We start from the raw sequence: 1,124 nt of genomic DNA on the forward strand, positions 1-1,124 counted from the left end.
AATGCAGACTTTGATGGGGATCAAATGGCTGTTCATGTGCCTTTATCTTTAGAGGCTCAAGCAGAGGCTCGTTTACTTATGTTTTCTTTTCTCATATGAATCTCTTATCTCCAGCTATTGGAGATCCCATTTCGGTACCGACTCAAGATATGCTTATTGGACTCTATGTATTAACGAGCGGCACTCGTCGAGGTATTTGTGCAAACAGATATAATCCATGTAATCGAAAAAACTATCAAAATGAAAGAATTTACGAAACAAACTATAAGTATACGAAAGAACCCTTTTTTTGCAATTCCTATGATGCAATTGGAGCTACAGAAAAAAATCAATTTAGATAGTCCTTTGTGGCTTCGGTGGCAATTAGATCAACGCGTTATTGCTTCAAGAGAAGTTCCTATCGAAGTTCACTATGAATCTTTTGGTAACTATCATGTCATGAGATTTATGCACACTATCTAATAGTAAGAAGTGTAAAAAAAGAAAATTTTTGTATATATATTCGAACCACAGTTGGTCATATTTCTTTTTATCGAGAAATCGAGGAAGCTATACAAGGTTTTTCTCAAGCCTGTTCATATGATACCTAATAATATGCTATTAAAAAAAAGGAATTCTAGGACACCCGTGTGAATTCGGACCTCTCCGATTCAAATCGGACCATAGTTCCTGACCTAAAATTCTACGCRAATCAAGATCKAGAAAAGGAAGTTTTSCAATCAYTGACTCAAACYCATTGTCRAATCCYAYTCAGCAGAATATGGAGGTACTTATGGCRGAACGGGCCAATCTGGTMTTTCACAATAAAGTGATAGATGGAACTGCYATKAAACGACTTATTAGCMGATTAATAGATCACTTCGGRATGGCATATACATCACACATCCTRGATCAAGTAAAGACTCTRGGTTTCCAGCAAGCCACTGCTACATCYATTTCATTAGGAATTGATGATCTTTTAACRATACCTTCTAARGGMTGGCTWGTCCAAGAYGCTGAACAACAAAGTTKGATTTTGGAAAAACACCATCATTATGGGAATGTACAYGCRGTAGAAAAATTACGCCAATCTATTGAGATATGGTATGCTACAAGTGAATATTTGCGACAAGAAATGAATCCTA

1 protein-coding gene and 1 pseudogene are annotated in these 1,124 nt (G+C 36.4%); both read left to right on the forward strand.

What is annotated here, in order from left to right; all coding sequences use genetic code 11:
- Positions 1-341: pseudogene (locus D0S45_20445) on the forward strand (hypothetical protein).
- Between the two features lie 395 nt (positions 342-736).
- Positions 737-1,124: hypothetical protein (locus D0S45_20450; GenBank protein TIH08734.1), on the forward strand; the 388-nt coding region annotated here is incomplete at its 3' end.

The organism is Marinifilum sp. JC120 (genome assembly GCA_004923195.1).
In the GTDB taxonomy this organism is placed as follows: Bacteria; Desulfobacterota; Desulfovibrionia; order Desulfovibrionales; family Desulfovibrionaceae; genus Maridesulfovibrio.